We start from the raw sequence: 19,525 nt of genomic DNA, 5'->3' as shown, positions 1-19,525 counted from the left end.
TCCGACACCGCCCCACCTCTGACAGTTTGCCGCGATCGGGTAGATCCACGCCATGCGTGGATGAATTTCTGTCAGATATCGAAATTCAAACTGGGGTCAGATCCGTTTTCCGAAGGAAAACGGATCTGACCCCATTGCCATTCCGACAGCTCGCGGAAAACTGTCGAAGGCGGGGTGGGTCCGGTTGCGGGAGTGTCCGCGGCATGGATGCCGCGGCCAAGCCCCCATGGACGGGTTTACGGCGTCTCCCGCAACCGGACCCACCCCGCCTACCCACGAGTAGCCAGCTTTTGCCGTCGCCGTTGATTCGGCAGGTGCAGGGCTGCAAGCCCTGCCGAACACCCCCTACCTGCGGGGTGCGAGCTGCTCGAGCATTTCCCAGGACTTCAGGCCGCGCGGCCCGAGGTGATGGGCCAGCACCCGCCGCATCGGCAGGCGCAGGCTGGCCAGGTCGGCGGCATGGGGTTCTTCGTCGGCCGCCAACGCCAGCAGCGCCGAGCCAGTGGCCGCCGCCCGGCGTTCCCCACCGCGCTCGCTCAGCAGGCGCTGCGCGCCTTCCTGCGGGTCCAGTTCGTAGCGCGCGGCCGGGTCGATCGGCTGGCCGTCGCTCGCGCTGTCCAGATCGAAACCCAGGCCCAGCGCGGACAGCAGCTCGCGTTCGAAGCGACGCAGGGTCCAGGCCAGGCCGGCGCCCACGGCCAGCCGCGCACGTGCCTCGCCGTAGGCCAGGTACAACCCGGGCAGCGGGTCCTGGCGCGGGGCCAGGCGCAGGGTCAGTTCACTCAGGTAGAAGCCGGCCAACATCGCCTGGCCGACCAGGCGTGGCGCGGCATCCAGCGCCTCGGCACCGCGCAGCTGGGCCAGTTCACCGCGCTGCTGGGCACTGAAGCGGATCCATTGCAATGGCTGCAGGGCAGCGCGCAGCACCTGGCCCTTGGCGGTTGACACACCACGCGCGAGCAGGCCGATACGGCCATGCTGCGCGCTCAGCACTTCGACCAGCAGGCTGGTCTCGCGGTAGGCCCGTGCATGCAGCACGAAGCCGGTGTCGTCCTCGATCAGCATCGAAGCGACCGCAACGACTTACTCGTAACCGAAGGCCTTCAGTGCGGCCTCGTCGTCGGACCAGCCTTCACGCACGCGCACCCAGGTCTCCAGGAACACCTTGGCCCCGAACAAACGTTCCATCTGCAGGCGGGACTTGGCGCCGATCTCCTTCAGCCGGGTGCCACCCTTGCCGATCACGATCGCCTTCTGGCCTTCACGTTCGACCCAGATAACCGCACCGATGCGCAGCAGGTTGCCATCTTCGGTGAAACGCTCGATTTCCACCGTGGTGGCATACGGCAGTTCCTCGCCGAGCTGGCGCATCAGCTGCTCGCGCACCAGTTCACCGGCCAGGAAACGCTGGCTGCGGTCGGTGATCTCGTCCTCGCCGAACATTGGCGGGGCTTCCGGCAGCAGCTTCAGCACATCGCGCACCAGCGCTTCCAGGCCGTTGCGCTTCTGCGCGGAGATCGGATGCACGGCGGCGAAGTCGCGACCTTCGGTCACCTGCTGCAGGAACGGCAGCAGCGCGCCCTTCTCCTTCAGGCGATCGATCTTGTTGACCACCAGCACCACCGGAATGCCAGCGTCGCGCAGCACATTGAAAGCCAGGCTGTCCTCTTCATCCCAGCGGCCGGCTTCGATCACCAGCAGGCCGGCGTCGACGCCTTCCAGCGAGCCGCGCGCAGCGCGGTTCATCACCCGGTTCATCGCCCGCTTCTGCACCTTGTGCAGGCCGGGGGTGTCGACCAGCACCAGCTGTCCTTCCGGATAGGTGGCGATGCCCAGCAGGCGATGGCGCGTGGTCTGCGGGCGGTTGGAAACGATGCTGACCTTGGCGCCGACCAGGGCATTGGTCAGGGTCGATTTGCCCACGTTCGGGCGGCCGATGACGGCCACGCTGCCGCAATGATGGGAAGTTTGTTCGCTCACTTGGAATCCAGTTGTTCTAGGACGGCCGCAGCCGCCTGTTGTTCGGCAAGCCGCCGCGAGGCGCCTTCGCCCTCGGTGCTGGCGGCCGGGTCGGCTACGTTGCAGCGTACCCGGAAGTGCTTGGCGTGGTCGTCACCGGATTCTGACACCAGCTCGTACTGCGGCAACGCCTTCTGTCGGGCCTGCAGCCATTCCTGCAGGCGGGTCTTGGGATCCTTCTCAGGCCGGCCCGAGGCCGGCAGCGCCTCGATCGAAGCACTGAACCAGGGCAGCACCACTGCCCGGCAGGCCTCGAAGCCGGCATCCAGGTAGATCGCAGCCACCACGGCTTCCACCGCATCGGCCAGGATCGAGTCGCGGCGATGACCACCGGACTTCATTTCGCCCGGGCCCAAGGTCAGCCGCTCGCCCAGTTCCAGGCTGCGCCCGATCACCGCAAGTGCGCCTTCACGCACCAGCTCTGCGCGGGCACGGGTCATCGCCCCTTCGTCGGCCTTGGGCCAGCGCCGGTACAACGCCTCGGCCGCCATCATGTTGACGATGCTGTCGCCAAGGAACTCCAGCCGCTCATTGTGCGGCGCACCGGCACTGCGATGCGTCAGCGCCTGCTTGAGCAGCGCCGGGTCGCTGAAGGCATGACCGATCAGGTCGCCACGTTGGATGAATTTACTGGGCACCGCTTCGTGTCAGGTCCTGGGAAGAATCGAATTTGCCAACCACATCGAGGTTGCCGATCAGCTGACGGCGCACTTCGTAGTTGACCTTGAGGGTCCAGCCATTGTCGCGACGGTCGAACTTCACGTTGGCCGGCTTCACGTTGTCCGAGTAGTTGATGTACAGGCGCTTGAAGAACAGGTCCTGGATGCGCGCCGGCTCCATGCTGCCCACGCCCGGCTCGTTGGCCAGGCTCTTCATCGCCGAGCGCACAGCGTAGTACTCCTGATACATCGGGAACAGCTTCATGCCGATGTAGAGGAAGAAGCCCACCACGATCAGGACCGTCAGGAACGAGGTCAAGGTCATGCCACGCTGCGTGTTCATCGTCTTCATTGCGTTCTCCCCAGATACGCGTTGGATGTGAAGGTACTCAGTTGATGCTCGAGCCGATCCGCGACGGCTCGAAGCCATCCTTGCACAACCAGCCCTGGCAGTTCAGCCAGATCAGGAACGCCTTGCCGCGCAGGTTTTCTTCCGGCAGCAGGCCCCAGAACCGGCCATCATCGCTGTTGTCGCGGTTGTCGCCCATCACCAGGTACTTGCCGGCCGGCACGGTCCACTGGCCCTGGCCGCGCGGATAGTCGGTCTCCAGCACCGTGTGGGTGCGGCCCGGCAGGTGCTCGAGCAGCAGGTTGGCGCCCTCGCCCTGGCCCTTGTGGCCGGCGTAGATACCCTTGTTGTCATACTTCAGCGGCTCGCCGTTGAGGATCACGCCGTCGCCTTCGAAGACCACGGTGTCACCCGGCACGCCGATCACGCGCTTGATGAAGTTCTCGCCCTTGGCCGGATCGTTCTCGCCATGGCCGGGGAAGTGGAACACCACCACGTCACCACGCGACGGCTCGCCAAACGGCACGATCTTGGTGTTGCTGATCGGCAGGCGCAGGCCATAGGAGAACTTGTTGACCAGGATGAAATCGCCGATCAGCAGGTTCGGCATCATCGAACTGGATGGAATCTTGTACGGCTCCGCAATGAAGCTGCGCACGACCAGCACGATCGCCAGCACCGGGAAGAACGCACGCGAGTAATCCACCAGCACCGGCTCGGAATCGAGCAGGCCCGCGCGCTGGGCGCGACGCTTGGCGAGGTACAGCTTGTCCGCAAGCAGGATCAGGCCCGAGGCCAGGGTCAGCACGACCAGGAGGATCTCAAACAGTTTCATTCAGGGTCCTTTGCAACGTCACCAGACGACCGGCCCCGCAGGGCCGGTGCGGGCTTACTTGTTGTCCATCTGCAGCACGGCCAGGAACGCTTCCTGCGGGATCTCCACGCGGCCGACCTGCTTCATGCGCTTCTTGCCTTCCTTCTGCTTTTCCAGAAGCTTCTTCTTGCGCGAAACGTCGCCACCATAGCACTTGGCCAGCACGTTCTTGCGCATGGCCTTGACCGTGGTGCGGGCGATGATCTGCGAGCCAACGGCGGCCTGGATGGCCACGTCGAACATCTGGCGCGGGATCAGGTCCTTCATCTTTTCGCACAGCTCGCGGCCGCGGCGGTCGGCATGGCTGCGGTGCACGATCAGCGACAGGGCATCGACCTTGTCACCGTTGATCAGCACGTCCACGCGCACGAACGGGCCCGCGTCGAAGCGCACGAAGTGGTAGTCCAGCGAGGCATAGCCACGGCTGACCGACTTCAGCTTGTCGAAGAAGTCCAGCACCACCTCGGCCATCGGCAATTCATAGCTGATCTGCACCTGGCTGCCCAGGTAATTGATGCCGATCTGGCTGCCGCGCTTTTCTTCGCACAGCTTGATGATGTTGCCGATGTACTCCTCGGGAGTGAGCACGTTGGCACGGATGATCGGCTCGCGGATCTCCTCGACCTGGTTCACCGGCGGCAGCTTGGCCGGATTGTCCATGTTGATGATCGAGCCATCGGTCTTCAGGACCTCGTACACCACCGTCGGCGCGGTGCTGATCAGGTCCAGGTTGTATTCGCGCTCCAGGCGCTCCTGCACGATCTCCATGTGCAGCATGCCCAGGAAGCCGCAGCGGAAGCCGAAGCCCATCGCCTCGGAGCTTTCCGGCTCGAAACGCAGCGCGGCGTCGTTCAGGCGCAGCTTGTCCAGCGCTTCGCGCAGGTCCGGGTAGTCCTCGGCGTCGACCGGGAACAGGCCGGCGAACACGCGCGGCTGCATTTCCTGGAAGCCCGGCAGCGGCTTCGGGGCCGGGTCGCCGGCCAGGGTCAGCGTGTCGCCGACCGGCGCACCGTGCACGTCCTTGATGCTGGCGGTGACCCAACCCACTTCACCGGCCTTCAGCGCCGGCAGCACCTTGCGCTTCGGGGTGAACACGCCAACGTTGTCGACCTGGTGGTTGCGGCCGGTGGACATCACCTGCAGCTTGTCACCGGCCTTGATCTCGCCCTGCATCACGCGCACCAGCGACACCACGCCCAGGTAATTGTCGAACCACGAATCGATGATCAGCGCCTGCAGCTTGTCGGTGTCGCGCGGCGCCGGCGGCGGGATGCGGTGCACGATCGCTTCCAGCACATCCTGCACGTTCAAGCCGGTCTTGGCGCTGACCGGCACCGCGTCGGAGGCGTCGATGCCGATCACGGCCTCGATCTCGGCCTTGGCGCGCTCGATGTCGGCGGTGGGCAGGTCGATCTTGTTGATCACCGGCACCACTTCCAGGCCCTGCTCCACCGCGGTGTAGCAGTTGGCCACCGACTGCGCTTCCACGCCCTGGGCGGCATCGACCACCAGCAGCGCGCCTTCGCAGGCGGCCAGCGAGCGGCTGACTTCATAGGAGAAGTCGACGTGGCCGGGGGTGTCGATGAAGTTCAGGTGGTAGGTCTGCCCGTCCTTGGCCAGGTACGGCAGCGACACCGACTGCGCCTTGATCGTGATGCCACGCTCGCGCTCGATCGGGTTGGAGTCGAGCACCTGCGCTTCCATCTCGCGGGCCTGCAGGCCACCACAGAGCTGGATGATGCGGTCGGCCAGCGTGGACTTGCCGTGGTCGACATGGGCGATGATGGAGAAGTTGCGGATGTTCCGCATCGAATCAGAAGACATAGGTGGCGGCGGCGCGCGGCGTCGTCAGGGTAACGGTCGATTATCGCATGCCCGGCGCCCGCCCGCGAAAACGGCCTCATCGAGCCGGGCCCGGAATGCCCGAAGCCCCGCCGGGGCGGGGCTTCGGGGGAACCACGTGGCCGCCGGGGCGGCCCTGCACCGGCCTTATTGGCCAGCCTTGACCGCTACGAACGCGCTGTTGCCGCTGCCGGTGCGCACCAGCAGCATCACTACGTCGCCCTTCTTGTAGCTGGACAGCGCACGGTTCAGCGCGTCCACGCTGCCGACCTGGGTGCTGGCTACCTGCAGGATCACCATGCCCGGAGACAGGCCCGCATCGCGGGCGCCCTGGCCCTTGACCCCGGTGATGCGCACGCCCTCGCCCGATTCCAGGCCCAGCTGCTTGCGCTGCGGCGCGGTCAGGTCACTGACGTCCAGCCCCAGCAGGGCGTTGGCGCCGGCCTGTGGAGCCGCATCGCTGTTGCCGGCAGCCGGGCCACGCGAACTGGCCTGCGCATCTTCGGTCAGTGCGGTCAGGGTGGCGCTGAGGTCGCGCGGCTTGCCATCGCGGATCACGCCCAGGGTGACCCGGCTGCCCGGTGCCATCGCGCCGATCAGCGGGGGCAGGTCGGACCAGCTGTTGACCGGCGCGCCGTTCACCGAACGGATCACATCGCCGATCTTCACCCCGGCCCGGGCTGCAGCCGAGTCCGGCACGATCTGGTTGACCAGGGCGCCGCGGCTGTCCGGCAGGCCCATCGCCTGCGCTTTCAGGCCGTCGATTTCCTGCACCACCGCGCCGAGCTGGCCACGGGTGACTTTGCCGGTCTTCTTGATCTGCTCGACCGCGCTCATCGCCAGGTCGATCGGGATCGCGAAGCTGATGCCCATGTAGCCGCCCGAAGCAGAGAAGATCTGCGAGTTGATGCCGACCACTTCGCCACGCGTGTTCAGCAGCGGGCCACCGGAGTTGCCCTGGTTGATCGCCACGTCGGTCTGGATGAAGGGCACGTAGCGCTGGTCCGGCCCGCCGGTGCTGCGGCCAAGGGCGCTGACCACGCCGGCAGTGACCGAGTGATCGAGGCCGAACGGCGAGCCGATCGCGACCACCCATTGGCCCGGCTTGAGGGAGTTGGAGTCGCCAACACGCACGGTCGGCAGGTTCTTGCCGTCGATCTTCAACAACGCGACGTCGTACTGCTGGTCGCTGCCCACCACTTTCGCGGTGAACTCACGGCGGTCGCCCAGCTTGACCTTCACCTCGCTGGCATCGGCCACCACGTGGTAGTTGGTCAGTACATAGCCATCGGGCGAGATGATGAAGCCCGAGCCCATGCCACGGCCCTTGATGCTGGGGCCGCCATCCGGCCCACCCGGACCCTGCCCGGGCATCGGGAAGTCCGGGCCGAAGAAGCGGCGGAAGAACTCCGGCATGTCATCGTCGCCCATCGGGCCGCGGGCGACCTGGCGGTTGTTGCGGACGATGGTGGTGTCGACGTTGACCACGCCCGGGCCGACCTGTTCGACCAGATTGGTGAAGTCGGGCAGGCCGCTGACCAGCGGCTGCGCCGGTGCCCGCGCTGCTGCAGCTGGCGCAGGCTGGGTCTGCGCGGCAGGCGCGGGGGCCTGTGCGCAGGCCACCAGGGGAAGGGTCAGGGCCAGCAGACCCATGGCCTGCGTGCGGAGTCGGGGAGTCATCGGACGGCAACCTCCGGATCGGATGGAAAGAGGAATACGGACCCCGCCGGCGGCGGGGCGTGAAAGCGCCCGGCTCAGTCGCGCGGGCGCGGCGGCACCGACAGGTCGTCCTGCAGGCGCGGCTCGAACGGATAGAACGCCGCGCCGCCGGCATGGGCCGGGAAGCTGGCATTGAGTGCGCCACCGGCAGCGGGCGCCAGGCTGGAGCGCGGCCACGGCCGGGCCTGCAGTCCGCCCACCTCGCCGAACGGCAGGTTGCGGCTGGCGTTGGCCGGCACGGTCGGGGTCAACGGCGCCGGCGCTGCGGCGACGGCCCGTTGCGGGGCCTCGTCGCGCTGGGCGGCACGCGCAGCCTGCTGGGTACGCGTGGCGCTGGCACGGCGGGCGTCCTGACGACGGCTGGAAGCGGCCATCGCCACAGCCGGCGCAGCAGCCACGGCCATCGCGGCCGTATCCACCGAAGCCTCGGTCACCGGGGCCGGCGCGGTGGGCGCCGGCGCCAGCTCCGCCTGGCTGGCGATCACCTGCGGCGCCAGCGGTTCACCCGGCGTGGCCTCCTTCAGCTTCTCGCCGCCGATGAACAGCGCGACGGCGGCCACCGACGCGGCCAGGGCGGCGCCGCCGCCCCAGGCCCGCCAGCCACTGCGGCGTACCTGGCGACGCGGCTCGACCTGCGGCGCCGGTTCGGCCGCGATCGCGGCGGCCACGGCCGCGCTGAAGCCTGCCGGCGCCAGCGCCGACGCCTGCCCGCGCATCACGTCGCCCAGCAGCTGCCAGCGTTCCTGGCATCCGGCCAGCTCGGGGTCGTGCTCCATCCGGCGCAGCAGGAAGCGCGCTTCGTCGGCGCCCAGCTCACCATCGACCAGGGCCGACAGCTGCTCGCGATGGCGCTGGTCCAGGCGCTGTCCGGCGGGCGATTGGTGGTTCTGCGATTCGTTGAACGGTTTACTGGTCATACGCGGCTCTTCTCACGGGTGGCGCTGCCGATGTCCAGCAGCGGCCGGAGTTCGGTGTCGATCGCCTCGCGCGCCCGGAAGATCCGTGAACGCACCGTGCCGATCGGGCACCCCATCTTCTGCGCGATATCCTCGTAGCTCAGGCCTTCCACCTCGCGCAGGGTGATTGCCGACCGGAGTTCTTCCGGCAGCGCGTTGACGGCCTTCATTACCGTCTGTTCCAGCTCCTGGCGCATCAACTCGCGTTCGGGCGTGTCGGTGTCGCGCAGGCGGGTACCGGTGTCGAACTGTTCGGCGTCGCCGATGTCGATGTCATCGGTCGGCGGCCGTCGATTGTGTGAAGCCAGGTAGTTTTTGGCGGTATTCACGGCGATTCGATGCAACCAGGTTGAGAACTGGGCGTCGCCACGGAAACTCCCGATCGCGCGGTAGGCGCGGATGAAAGTGTCCTGGGCGACGTCCTGACATTCGCTCCAGTCGGCGATGTAGCGACCGACCAGGGCCACCACCCGATGCTGGTACTTGCGCACCAGGACATCGAAGGCGGCACTCTCGCCGTGCTGCACGCGCCGGACCAGTTCCAGATCCAGCTCCTGTGGTGTATCAACCTCGGCCATGAGGGGCCGCACTCCTGTCAGCCCAACCGACGTCGGGCAATGAGACTGCCAATCCCGGGAAAAGTTCAGTCGCCGATCACCTGGCGCCGCACCAGCTTTTAACCACCGTTCCGTTAGCGTCCCGGTCCACGGCCATGGATCCGGGGGCGCCACTCCCCTGCTATTGGGATTTGACGCGGGGGAAACAACCTCTGGATCATAGCCGCTTCTCCATACACAACCGGATGGAACGTCCATGCTCTCAGGCTTCGATGGTCTCCGCTTCAGCCACTGGCACCCCGAGATCCGCGACGACGGCGTGGTGGTTCTCTCCCTGGATCGTCAGGACAGCAGCGTCAACGCCATGTCGCAGGACGTGCTGCTGGAGCTGGGCGACCTGCTTGAGCGCATCGCGCTGGATCCGCCCAAGGGCGTGGTGATCCAGTCGCTGAAGAAGGCCGGCTTCATTGCCGGTGCCGACCTGAAGGAGTTCCAGGAGTTCGACCGTCGCGGCACTGTCAACGACGCGATCCGGCGTGGCCAGGCCACCTACCAGAAGCTGGCCGAACTGCCCTGCCCGACCGTGGCGGCGATCCATGGCCACTGCCTGGGAGGCGGCACCGAACTGGCGCTGGCCTGCCGCTACCGCGTGGCCTCCAACGACAGCAGCACCCGCATCGGCCTGCCGGAAACCCAGCTGGGCATCTTCCCGGGCTGGGGCGGCAGCGCCCGCCTGCCGCAACTGGTGGGTGCACCGGCGGCGATGGACATGATGCTGACCGGACGCACCCTGTCGGCCTCGGCCGCGCGGGGGATCGGCCTGGTCGACAAGGTGGTGGCGCCGGCGGTGGTGCTCGACACCGCCGTCGCGCTGGCGCTGTCCGGCACCAGCCGCCCGTTCAAGCAGCGCGCGATGGCCTGGGCCACCAACACCTGGCTGGCACGCCGGCTGCTGGCGCCGCAGATGGTCAAGCAGGTCGCACGCAAGGCGAAGAAGGACCAGTACCCGGCGCCGTACGCGCTGATCAGCACCTGGCAACGCAGTGGCGGCAAGCCGATCCAGGCGCGTTTGGACGCCGAGCGGCGCGCGGTGGTGAAGCTGGCCAGTACACCGACCGCGCGCAACCTGATCCGCATCTTCTTCCTCACCGAGCGACTGAAGGGCCTGGGCGGTGGTGATTCCGGCATCCGTCACGTGCACGTGGTCGGCGCCGGAGTGATGGGCGGCGACATCGCCGCGTGGGCCGCCTACAAGGGCTTCGACGTGACCCTGCAGGACCGTGAGCAGCGCTTCATCGACCCGGCCATGGAGCGCGCGCAGTCGCTGTTCGCCAAGAAGGTGCGTGACGAGAGCAAGCGCCCTGCCGTGGCCGCGCGCCTGCGTGCCGATCTGGAAGGCAACGGCGTGGCCGAAGCCGATCTGGTGATCGAGGCCATCATCGAGAACCCCGAGGCCAAGCGTGCGCTGTACCAGACGCTGGAACCGAAGATGAAGCAGGACGCGCTGCTGACCACCAACACTTCGTCGATCCCGCTGGTGGAACTGCGCGATCACATCCAGCGCCCGGCGCAGTTCGCCGGCCTGCACTATTTCAACCCGGTCGCGCAGATGCCGTTGGTGGAGATCATCCATCACGACGGCATGGCGCCGGAAACCGAACGCCGCCTGGCCGCGTTCTGCAAGGCACTGGGCAAGTTCCCGGTGCCGGTGGCCGGCAGCCCGGGCTTCCTGGTCAACCGCGTGCTGTTCCCTTACATGCTGGAAGCGGCCACCGCGTATGCCGAAGGCATTCCGGGCCCGGTGATCGACAAGGCCGCCGTGAAGTTCGGCATGCCGATGGGACCGATCGAACTGATCGACACCGTGGGGCTGGACGTGGCTGCGGGCGTGGGCCGCGAACTGGCGCCGTTCCTCGGCCTGCAGATTCCGGCGGCCCTGCAGACGGTGGAACAGGACAAGCGCGGCAAGAAGGATGGCCAGGGCATCTACACCTGGGAGAACGGCAAGCCGAAGAAGCCGGACGTGGCCAGCGATTACCAGGCCCCGGCCGATCTGGAGGACCGCCTGATCCTGCCGCTGTTGAACGAGGCGGTGGCGTGCCTGCACGAAGGTGTAGTGGCCGATGCGGACCTGTTGGATGCGGGCGTGATCTTCGGTACCGGTTTCGCGCCGTTCCGTGGCGGCCCGATCCAGCACATCCGTGCGGTGGGTGCCGATGCGATCGTCGAGCGGTTGAAGGCGCTGCAGCAGCGGCATGGCGACCGCTTCGCCCCGCGCCCGGGCTGGGACAACCCCGCCCTGCGCGAACCGGTGGTCTGAGTTTATCGGCCGGGCCTGCGGCCCGGTACCCGCAGAGGCAACCGCCGAAGCAAAAGCCAAACCCAGAGCCAGAGCCAGAGCCAGAGCAACAGCCGGCTCTGGCTTTTCTGTTTGTTGGGCGGGGCGGTGTCGGGTTGCGGGGACGCCGTAAACCCGTCCTTGGGGGCTTGGCCGCGGCATCCATGCCGCGGACACCCCGCAACCCGACTCCGCCCCACCCCTGACAGTTTCCCGGTGACGGTGGGTGAACTGCGATGGCTGTAGGTGTCGACCTTGTTCAGCACGGATCATTACGAACTGGCGGGTGTCGACCTTGGTCGACACCAAGAGCGAAGCGACCGGCGTTTGATTTTGATTTTCTATTTTCTTCTCCGTGGCTGGACGCACACGGAAACTGTCAGAGGTCGGGCGGGTGGGTTGCGCAGGACCGTTGGCGCCATGGATGGCGCCATCGAGCCCCCATGGACGGGTTTACGGCGTGTCCTGCGCCACCCACCCGCCCGGCCAAGCGCGGTTTCTGCTTTTGCTTCTGCCTTCAGCGACCAAGCAACCAGCCACGAGGGGCTGCGCCGTTGGCTGGAACACCCTGTTACCCATACGAGGCATGTCCCCGTCACAGCCGCATGCGATGCTGACCACCTGATCCCTGCCAGCGAGAACGCCCGCATGACCACCATCATCGCCCCGCGCGTGCACGACATCGGCGGCCTCGAAGTCCGCCGCGCCGTCCCCACCCTGCAGGCGCGCAGCATCGGCTCGTTCGTGTTCGTCGACCAGATGGGCCCGGCACTGATGCACCCCGGCACCGCCATCGACGTGCGCCCGCATCCGCACATCGGCCTGGCCACGGTTACCTATCTGTGGTCGGGCGCCATCGGCCACCGCGACACCCTGGGCTCGGATCAGGTCATTCGTCCCGGTGACGTCAACTGGATGACCGCCGGCCGCGGCATCGCCCATTCCGAACGCACGCCACAATCGGACCGCGACCATGACAACCCGATCCACGGCATGCAGACCTGGGTCGCGTTGCCGAAGTCGCATGAGGAAATCGAGCCGGCGTTCTATCACCATGCCGCTGCCACCCTGCCCGAGCAGCGCCGCAAGGGTGCCTGGCTTCGGGTGATCGCTGGCCGCGCCTATGGCGAGGAATCGCCGGTGAAAGTGTTCGCCGATACGCTCAATGTGGCGATCGATCTGGACCCGGACGCGGAAATCGACATCGACGACGGTCACCGCGAGCGCGCGTTGTACATCCTTGAGGGCGACGCGCAGTTGGATGGCGTGGACATTCCCGCACAGCACCTGGTCATCCCCGAAGCCGGCGCACGCGGCCGCCTGCGCGCAAAGACACCGGTGAAGGCGATGCTGTTCGGTGGCGAGCCGCTGGATGGCCCGCGCCACCTGTGGTGGAACTTCGTGTCCAGCTCGAAAGAGCGTATCGAGCAGGCGAAGCACGATTGGGAAGCCGGTCGCTTCGGCACCATCCCCGGCGACGACAAGGAGTTCATCCCGCTGCCGCAGTACTGAGCATCGCGTGTTGCACACATCCGAGGGTGTATTCCTGCACCCGGCGTTGACGCTACAGTCACCCGCTGATCATTGAAATGTGACATAAATCACACTTTCGACCGTCAAAGGAGTGCAACACATGAGCATGGGTAAACGCTTGTCCGCCGAGTTCCTCGGCACGTTCTGGCTGGTTCTGGGTGGCTGTGGCAGTGCAGTGCTGGCCGCCAAGTTCGGTGGTGACGGCAATCCGCTGGGTATCGGCTTCCTCGGCGTGGCGCTCGCCTTCGGCCTGACCGTGGTGACCGGCGCCTATGCGTTCGGCCATATCTCCGGTGCGCACTTCAATCCGGCGGTCAGCGTCGGCCTGTGGGCCGGTGGTCGTTTCCCGACCAAGGACCTGGTGCCGTACATCATCGCCCAGGTTGCGGGCGGCCTGCTGGCCGGCTTCATCCTGCTGCAGATCGCCTCCGGCGCCAGCGGCTTCGCCATCGATGGCAGCCAGGCCGGAGCGTTCGCCAGCAATGGCTATGGCGCGCTGTCGCCCGGTGGTTACAGCGTGGCTGCGGCCTTCCTGTGCGAAGTGGTCCTGACCGCGGTGTTCCTGATCGTGATCATGGGCTCCACCCACGGCAAGGCACCGGCCGGGTTCGCCCCGCTGGCGATCGGCCTGTCGCTGACCCTGATCCACCTGATCAGCATCCCGGTCACCAACACCTCGGTGAACCCGGCCCGCTCCACGGCCGTTGCCTTCTTCGCCGGCAGCGGTGCGGTCAGCCAGTTGTGGCTGTTCTGGGTCGCCCCGTTGCTGGGTGGCGCGATTGGCGGCCTGATCTACAAGTGGATCGGCAACGACCGCTGATCCCCGGCAGCAACCATTGCGGCCGACCCTCGGCCGCAATGGTTGCGCTTGCAACCGCGAATTGTGCGATTGCTCACGTTCCGTTAAGGTTGAGTTGACCGTCCGTGCACATGCCGGATGGGGGGGCGTCCGGGGATGGGATGCCATGGTCGCCGGCTCTGCTGGCGAAGCCAACCAATTCATCACCTTGGGGGATGCATGAAGTTCGTGCCTGTCATGTTGTCGAGCCTGCTTTTCGCTGCGGCCCACGCCGCCGCGCAGGCGCCGTCCGAATGTCCTTCGCTGCCGGCCAGCAGCGGTCTGCAGTGGCAGCAGCAGGTGCAGGCCGATTTCCTGGTCTGCCGCGCCAGCACCCCTGATGGCCGCGAAGTGCTGAGCCTGATGCTCAGCGCGCGTGACCCGTCCATTCCGCTGAACCGCTCGCTGCGGCAGGAAAAAGGCAGCTTCGGCGGTGAATCGCTGTACTGGTACCAGCCCGACCTGGGCGGCCAGCAACCGCCGGGGTATGCCGAACGGCGCATCAGCGTGGTCAAGCTCGACAAGGGGCGTTACGCGCAGATTTCGCTGTATCCGGACAGCGCGCAGGAGCTGGGGTCACTGCAACAGCTGGCGCAGGGCATGAGCCTGACCCCGTCGGCCGTGGCCGCCGGGCGCTGAGGATGACGGGGATGACTGCCTGGCAGCATCCCCGCAGCGCGACCCCATCCAACGGTTGTGCCGGTCGCTGGCCGGCACCCCGATCCGCCTCCATGCGAGGCAGTTGCCGGCCAGCGGCCGGTACTACGTCAGAACTTGCCTTCCTGGAAATCGACGAAGGCCTGCATCAGTTCCTGCCGCGTGTTCATCACGAACGGCCCGTGGCGCATCACCGGTTCGCGCAGCGGACGGCCGGCCACCAGGATCAGGCGCGCGCCTTCATTGCCGGCCGAGATGTGCAACTGCTCGCCACCGCCCAGCACCGCCAGTTCCTGGCGGGCGACGTCGCGCGCGGCGTCCTGCTCACCCACGGTCACGCCACCTTCGAATACGTACGCAAAGGCGTTGTGCCCTTCCGGCAGCGCATAGGTCCAGGCACGGTCGGGCGCCAGCGTGATGTCGAGGTAGAGCGGATCGGTGGCCGGTTGCACGATCGGACCCCGGGTGCCGTCCACGCTGCCGGCAATCACCTTCACTGTCACACCCGGCTCCGGCTGCACCACCGGAATCCGCTCGGGCGCGAATTCCTGGTACTTCGGGTCAGTCATCTTCTCCTTTGCCGGCAGGTTCACCCACAGCTGGAAGCCGCGCATCTGCCCGCTTTCCTGCTCGGGCATCTCCGAATGCACCAGGCCACGCCCAGCGGTCATCCACTGCACGCTGCCCGGGGTCAGCAGGCCTTCGTTGCCGTGGTTGTCGCGATGCCGCATGCGCCCGTCGAGCATGTAGGTGACGGTCTCGAAACCGCGGTGCGGATGTTCCGGGAAGCCGGCGATGTAATCCTCGGCGCGGTCGGTTCCGAATTCATCGAGCAGCAGGAACGGATCCAGATCGGGCAGCGTGGGGCCGCCGATGACGCGGGTCAGGCGCACGCCAGCACCGTCGGAGGTGGGCAGGCCACGGATGGTGCGCAGCACGCGGGCCGGTTCGGGAAGGCTCATGGCGACTCCTGTTGGATGGATGCCAGTGAAGATGGACGCCATACGGCCGTACGCCAATGGATGGCGCCGCAACCGATTGTTCCATCCCTGATGTTCGCTGCACGTCAGCACAACGAACGTACGACCAAAGTACTACCGCCGATTCGTCCTGCGCCAATTGACCCTGTCGAAGGCAAGCGGGACTCTTTGACTGTCTTTCCGGGAGAGAGCACCTCATGAAAGGGTTTTCAAAACTGGGCTGGGCGGTACTCGCCCTGCTCGGCGCATTCTGTCTGGGCACCGTGGCACTGCGCCGCGGCGAGCACATCAATGCGCTGTGGATCGTCGTCGCTGCGGTTTCGCTGTACCTGGTCGCCTACCGCTTCTACAGCCTGTTCATCGCCAACAAGGTGATGCAGCTGGATCCGACCCGGGCCACCCCGGCGGTGATCAACAACGATGGCCTGGACTACGTGCCGACCAACAAGCACGTGCTGTTCGGCCACCACTTCGCCGCCATTGCCGGCGCCGGCCCGCTGGTCGGCCCGGTGCTGGCCGCGCAGATGGGCTACCTGCCCGGCCTGCTGTGGCTGGTGGTGGGCGTGGTGCTGGCCGGCGCAGTGCAGGACTTCATGGTGCTGTTCCTGTCCAGCCGTCGCAACGGCCGCTCGCTGGGTGACCTGGTGCGCGAGGAGATGGGCCAGGTACCCGGCACCATCGCCCTGTTCGGTGCGTTCCTGATCATGATCATCATCCTGGCGGTGCTGGCGATGGTGGTGGTCAAGGCGCTGGCCGAAAGCCCGTGGGGCATGTTCACGGTGATCGCGACGATGCCCATCGCGATCCTGATGGGGGTCTACATGCGCTATATCCGCCCTGGCAGGATCGGCGAGATCTCGGTGGTCGGCCTGATCCTGCTGCTGGCCGCAATCTGGTACGGCGGCAAGGTCGCCGCCGACCCGGTGTGGGGCCCGGCGTTCACCTTCACCGGCACCCAGATCACCTGGATGCTGATCGGCTACGGCTTCGTCGCCTCGGTGCTGCCGGTGTGGCTGCTGCTGGCCCCGCGCGACTACCTGTCGACCTTCCTCAAGATCGGTACCATCATCGCGCTGGCCGTCGGCATCCTGATCGTGATGCCGGAACTGAAGATGCCGGCGCTGACCCAGTTCGCCGCCAGCGGTGATGGCCCAGTGTGGAAGGGCGGCATGTTCCCGTTCCTGTTCATCACCATCGCCTGCGGTGCGGTGTCGGGCTTCCATGCGCTGATTTCGTCCGGCACCACGCCGAAGCTGCTGGCCAATGAAGCGCACATGCGCTACATCGGCTACGGCGGCATGCTGATGGAATCGTTCGTGGCGGTGATGGCGCTGGTGGCGGCCTCGATCATCGACCCGGGCATCTACTTCGCGATGAACAGCCCGGCCGCCGTGATCGGTGCCGATGCGGCCTCGGCGGCGCACTACATCACCAACACCTGGGGCTTCACCATCACGCCCGAACAACTGACCGCGACCGCGGCGGCGATCGGTGAACCGACCATCCTGCATCGCGCCGGTGGTGCGCCAACGCTGGCGGTGGGCATCGCGCAGATCCTGCACGAAGCGATTCCCAGTGGCAGCGACGCGATGATGGCGTTCTGGTACCACTTCGCGATCCTGTTCGAAGCACTGTTCATCCTGACCGCAGTGGACGCCGGCACCCGCGCCGGACGCTTCATGCTGCAGGACCTGCTGGGCAATTTCGTGCCGGCCCTGAAGAAGACCGAATCGTGGACCGCCAACATCATCGGCACTGCGGGTTGCGTGGCACTGTGGGGCTACCTGCTCTATACCGGCGTGGTCGATCCGTTCGGCGGCATCCAGACGCTGTGGCCGCTGTTCGGCATCTCCAACCAGATGCTGGCTGGCATCGCGCTGATGCTGGGCACGGTGGTGCTGTTCAAGATGAAGCGTGACCGCTATGCGTGGGTCACCGCGGTACCGGCGGTGTGGCTGCTGATCTGCACCACCTATGCCGGCTTCATCAAGATCTTCGACAGCAACCCGGCACAGGGGTTCCTGGCCCAGGCACACAAGTTCCAGGCTGCCATTGCCAGCGACACCATCACCGCACCGGCCAAATCGGTGGCGCAGATGAAGCAGATCGTGGTCAACGCCTACGTCAACACCGGCCTGACCGCGCTGTTCCTGCTGGTGGTGGGCGCTGTGCTGGTGTATTCGATCAAGACCATCCTGGCGGCACGCCGCAATCCGCAGCGCAGCGACCGCGAGACCCCTTACGTGGCACTGAAGCCGCACGAAATGGTGGATTTGTGATGAGCACGCAACTGGTTCCCGCCGGCCAGTACCAGGCGCACCGCCGCATCTGGCGGCGCCTGGTGCAGACCGCACGTCTGTGCTGTGGCATTCCCGATTACGACAACTATGTCCGGCACATGCTGGAAAAGCACCCGGACCAGGAGCCAATGGACTACAAGACGTTCTTCCGCGAACGCCAGGAAGCGCGCTACGGTGGGCGCAATGGTGGCCGCTGCTGTTGAGGGTTGGGTGCCGGGCTTGCAGCCCGGCGCCCGCAGAGGCAACTGCAACTGCAACGGCGAAAGCGTCGGCTCTGGTTTTCCGTGAATTTGGCGGGGTGGTGTCGGATGGCGGGGACGCCGTAAACCCGTCCTTGGGGCTTGGCCGCAGCATCCATGCCGCGGACACCCCGCCATCCGACACCACCCCACCTTCGACAGATTTCCGTTGACGGCAAGAAGCATCAGGGGGCAGATCCGTTTCCGCGGGGAAACGGATCTGTCCTTTCTTTGTTCATGGATACCATGAAGTGCATCCACGCATGACGTGGATCTATCCGGTGGCAGGCAAAAAGAAAGCCGAGCGTGGGCTCGGCTCTGCACGGGGAAAGCGTGTCCACGGCAATTGCCGTGAACACGCAACATGATCGTCAGCTCAGGACTCAGGCGCCGGCCATCCACTTCAGGATCAGGCCGGTGACATACGCCAGCCCGGTGCCGGTGGCATAGCCCACCGTACCCAGCAGCACGCCCACCGGCGCCAGCGTCGGGTGGAACGCTGCTGCCACCACGGGAGCCGAAGCGGCTGCGCCGATGTTGCCCTGCGAACCAATGGCGAAGAAGAACAGCGGCGCGCGCAGCAGCTTGGCCACCACCCACAGCACCAGCACGTGGGTGGCCATCCAGATCGCGCCGAGCAGGAACAGCCACGGCCTGTCCAGCAGCGACAGCAGGTTCATCTGCATGCCGATGCAGGCAATCAGGAAGTAAAGGAACACCGTGCCCAGCCGCGAAGCGCCTGCCGCTTCCAGCCGGCGCGCACGGGTGAAGCTCAGGCCCAGGCCCATCGCCGTGGACAGCAGGATCACCCACACGAACTGGCTGTCCAGGCTGAACTGGCTGGCCCAGCTGATATTGGCCTTGAACCAGCCCGACAGCGGCGCGGCGATGGCGTGGGCCAGGCCGACGCCACCCAGAGCCACGCCGACGATCACCATCAGGTCGGTCATGCTGGGAATGCGCGCGTTCTGTGCCTCGTAGGCGCTGATCCGTGCCTTCATCTCGTCGATGGCGCGGGTATCGGCCCCGTTGCGGGTGTCGATCTGCTGCGCGCGGTTGGCCAGGAACAGCAGGATCGCCATCCACAGGCTGGCACAGGCCACGTCGACCACGGCGAACTGGCCGAAGGTGGTGGCGTCGGTGCCGAACACCTCGCGCATGGCCACCATGTTGGCGCCGCCACCGATCCAGCTGCCGGCCAGCGCGGCCATGCCGGCCCAGGTATCACCGGCCACGGTTTCCGGGTGGATCAGCTTCATCAGCTGGAACGAGACGATTGCGCCGAGCATGATGCCAGCGGTACCGGCACAGAACACGAGCAACAGCTTCGGGCCGAGCTTGATGACGCCCTTCAGATCGATCGACAGGGTCAGCAGGACCAGTGCAGCCGGCAGCAGCACGTCACGCGCGACCGGGTTGTACAGCGAGGTGTTGTGGCCATCGATGACACCGGCGGTGTTGTAGATGGCGGGAATGAAGTAGCACAGCAGCAGCGCCGGCACCCAGGCGAAGATCTTCTTCAACAAGGGGGTCGGACCACTGGCAGCCCAGAAGATCAGGGCCAGGGTGGCGGCGATCAGGCCCAGTCCAACGATATCGTTGCTGATCAGGGCGGTAGCGGGTTCGGTCGGCATGGGATCCTCTGTCGATCGAAAGAGCGGAAAA

The 19,525-nt window shown here is 66.2% G+C and carries 17 protein-coding genes; 6 read left to right on the top strand and 11 right to left on the bottom strand.

Features of this window, described 5'->3' with window-relative positions:
• Positions 1 to 345: 345 nt before the first annotated feature.
• The 9 genes from recO to rpoE all read right to left on the bottom strand — a co-directional run bounded on the left by recO (position 346) and on the right by rpoE (position 8,996).
• Entirely contained in the window at positions 346 to 1,065 is a 720-nt protein-coding gene (recO, locus tag AC5P65_RS05715) for a DNA repair protein RecO (protein WP_111098935.1), read from the bottom strand.
• An 18-nt stretch (positions 1,066 to 1,083) separates the two neighbouring features.
• Positions 1,084 to 1,980: a GTPase Era gene (gene era, locus AC5P65_RS05710; RefSeq protein ID WP_019662166.1), complete on the bottom strand. Its 897-nt coding sequence runs from the start codon at positions 1,978 to 1,980 to the stop codon at positions 1,084 to 1,086.
• Positions 1,977 to 2,657 (bottom strand): ribonuclease III, encoded by a 681-nt coding sequence (rnc, locus tag AC5P65_RS05705; RefSeq protein ID WP_019662167.1) that lies wholly within the window; start codon positions 2,655 to 2,657, stop codon positions 1,977 to 1,979. Before rnc ends, era begins: the two co-directional genes overlap by 4 nt.
• Positions 2,647 to 3,030, bottom strand: coding sequence for a DUF4845 domain-containing protein (locus AC5P65_RS05700; protein WP_010482821.1), 384 nt, complete (start codon positions 3,028 to 3,030; stop codon positions 2,647 to 2,649). The genes rnc and AC5P65_RS05700 overlap by 11 nt, the downstream gene beginning before the upstream one ends.
• Positions 3,031 to 3,067: 37 nt before the next feature.
• A complete protein-coding gene (gene lepB / locus AC5P65_RS05695) occupies positions 3,068 to 3,862 on the bottom strand; it encodes a signal peptidase I (RefSeq protein ID WP_019662168.1) in 795 nt (264 codons plus the stop codon).
• A gap of 54 nt (positions 3,863 to 3,916) precedes the next feature.
• Positions 3,917 to 5,710 carry a translation elongation factor 4 gene (gene lepA, locus AC5P65_RS05690; RefSeq protein ID WP_019662169.1) on the bottom strand — a complete coding sequence of 598 codons (1,794 nt, stop codon included), beginning with the start codon at positions 5,708 to 5,710 and terminating at the stop codon, positions 3,917 to 3,919.
• 180 nt (positions 5,711 to 5,890) lie between these two features.
• On the bottom strand, positions 5,891 to 7,423 hold the full coding sequence (locus AC5P65_RS05685) for a DegQ family serine endoprotease (RefSeq protein WP_019662170.1): 1,533 nt from the start codon (positions 7,421 to 7,423) through the stop codon (positions 5,891 to 5,893).
• A gap of 74 nt (positions 7,424 to 7,497) precedes the next feature.
• On the bottom strand, positions 7,498 to 8,379 hold the full coding sequence (locus AC5P65_RS05680) for a sigma-E factor negative regulatory protein (RefSeq protein WP_111098937.1): 882 nt from the start codon (positions 8,377 to 8,379) through the stop codon (positions 7,498 to 7,500).
• On the bottom strand, positions 8,376 to 8,996 hold the full coding sequence (rpoE, locus tag AC5P65_RS05675) for an RNA polymerase sigma factor RpoE (protein WP_019662172.1): 621 nt from the start codon (positions 8,994 to 8,996) through the stop codon (positions 8,376 to 8,378). Before rpoE ends, AC5P65_RS05680 begins: the two co-directional genes overlap by 4 nt.
• A 235-nt stretch (positions 8,997 to 9,231) precedes the next feature.
• On the opposite strand from rpoE, the gene AC5P65_RS05670 reads away from it, so the two are divergent.
• The 4 genes from AC5P65_RS05670 (at position 9,232) to AC5P65_RS05655 (ending at position 14,323) form a co-directional block, all read left to right on the top strand.
• A complete protein-coding gene (locus AC5P65_RS05670; protein ID WP_019662173.1) occupies positions 9,232 to 11,295 on the top strand; it encodes a 3-hydroxyacyl-CoA dehydrogenase NAD-binding domain-containing protein in 2,064 nt (687 codons plus the stop codon).
• Positions 11,296 to 11,961: 666 nt separating this feature from the next.
• A complete protein-coding gene (locus AC5P65_RS05665; RefSeq protein WP_005418267.1) occupies positions 11,962 to 12,825 on the top strand; it encodes a pirin family protein in 864 nt (287 codons plus the stop codon).
• Between the two features lie 121 nt (positions 12,826 to 12,946).
• Positions 12,947 to 13,666, top strand: a complete 720-nt coding sequence (gene aqpZ / locus AC5P65_RS05660) for an aquaporin Z (RefSeq protein ID WP_032954396.1) — start codon at positions 12,947 to 12,949, stop codon at positions 13,664 to 13,666.
• Between the two features lie 198 nt (positions 13,667 to 13,864).
• Positions 13,865 to 14,323, top strand: coding sequence for a hypothetical protein (locus tag AC5P65_RS05655; RefSeq protein ID WP_032954397.1), 459 nt, complete (start codon positions 13,865 to 13,867; stop codon positions 14,321 to 14,323).
• A 128-nt stretch (positions 14,324 to 14,451) separates the two neighbouring features.
• Here AC5P65_RS05655 and AC5P65_RS05650 read toward each other — a convergent pair whose 3' ends face one another.
• Entirely contained in the window at positions 14,452 to 15,303 is an 852-nt protein-coding gene (locus tag AC5P65_RS05650; protein WP_111098938.1) for a pirin family protein, read from the bottom strand.
• Between the two features lie 215 nt (positions 15,304 to 15,518).
• Between AC5P65_RS05650 and AC5P65_RS05645 the strand changes: the two genes are divergently transcribed.
• Positions 15,519 to 17,600, top strand: a complete 2,082-nt coding sequence (locus AC5P65_RS05645; RefSeq protein WP_019662178.1) for a carbon starvation CstA family protein — start codon at positions 15,519 to 15,521, stop codon at positions 17,598 to 17,600.
• Positions 17,600 to 17,824 (top strand): YbdD/YjiX family protein, encoded by a 225-nt coding sequence (locus AC5P65_RS05640; RefSeq protein ID WP_005410613.1) that lies wholly within the window; start codon positions 17,600 to 17,602, stop codon positions 17,822 to 17,824. The genes AC5P65_RS05645 and AC5P65_RS05640 overlap by 1 nt, the downstream gene beginning before the upstream one ends.
• Positions 17,825 to 18,243: 419 nt before the next feature.
• Here the strand turns inward: AC5P65_RS05640 and AC5P65_RS05635 are convergent, their stop codons facing one another.
• On the bottom strand, positions 18,244 to 19,494 hold the full coding sequence (locus tag AC5P65_RS05635) for a DUF819 family protein (RefSeq protein ID WP_019662179.1): 1,251 nt from the start codon (positions 19,492 to 19,494) through the stop codon (positions 18,244 to 18,246).
• Positions 19,495 to 19,525 lie beyond the last annotated feature (31 nt).

This window comes from Stenotrophomonas sp. YJH_SMC_48-3 (genome assembly GCF_059369375.1).
This window is presented reverse-complemented; position numbering and strand designations above follow the sequence as displayed.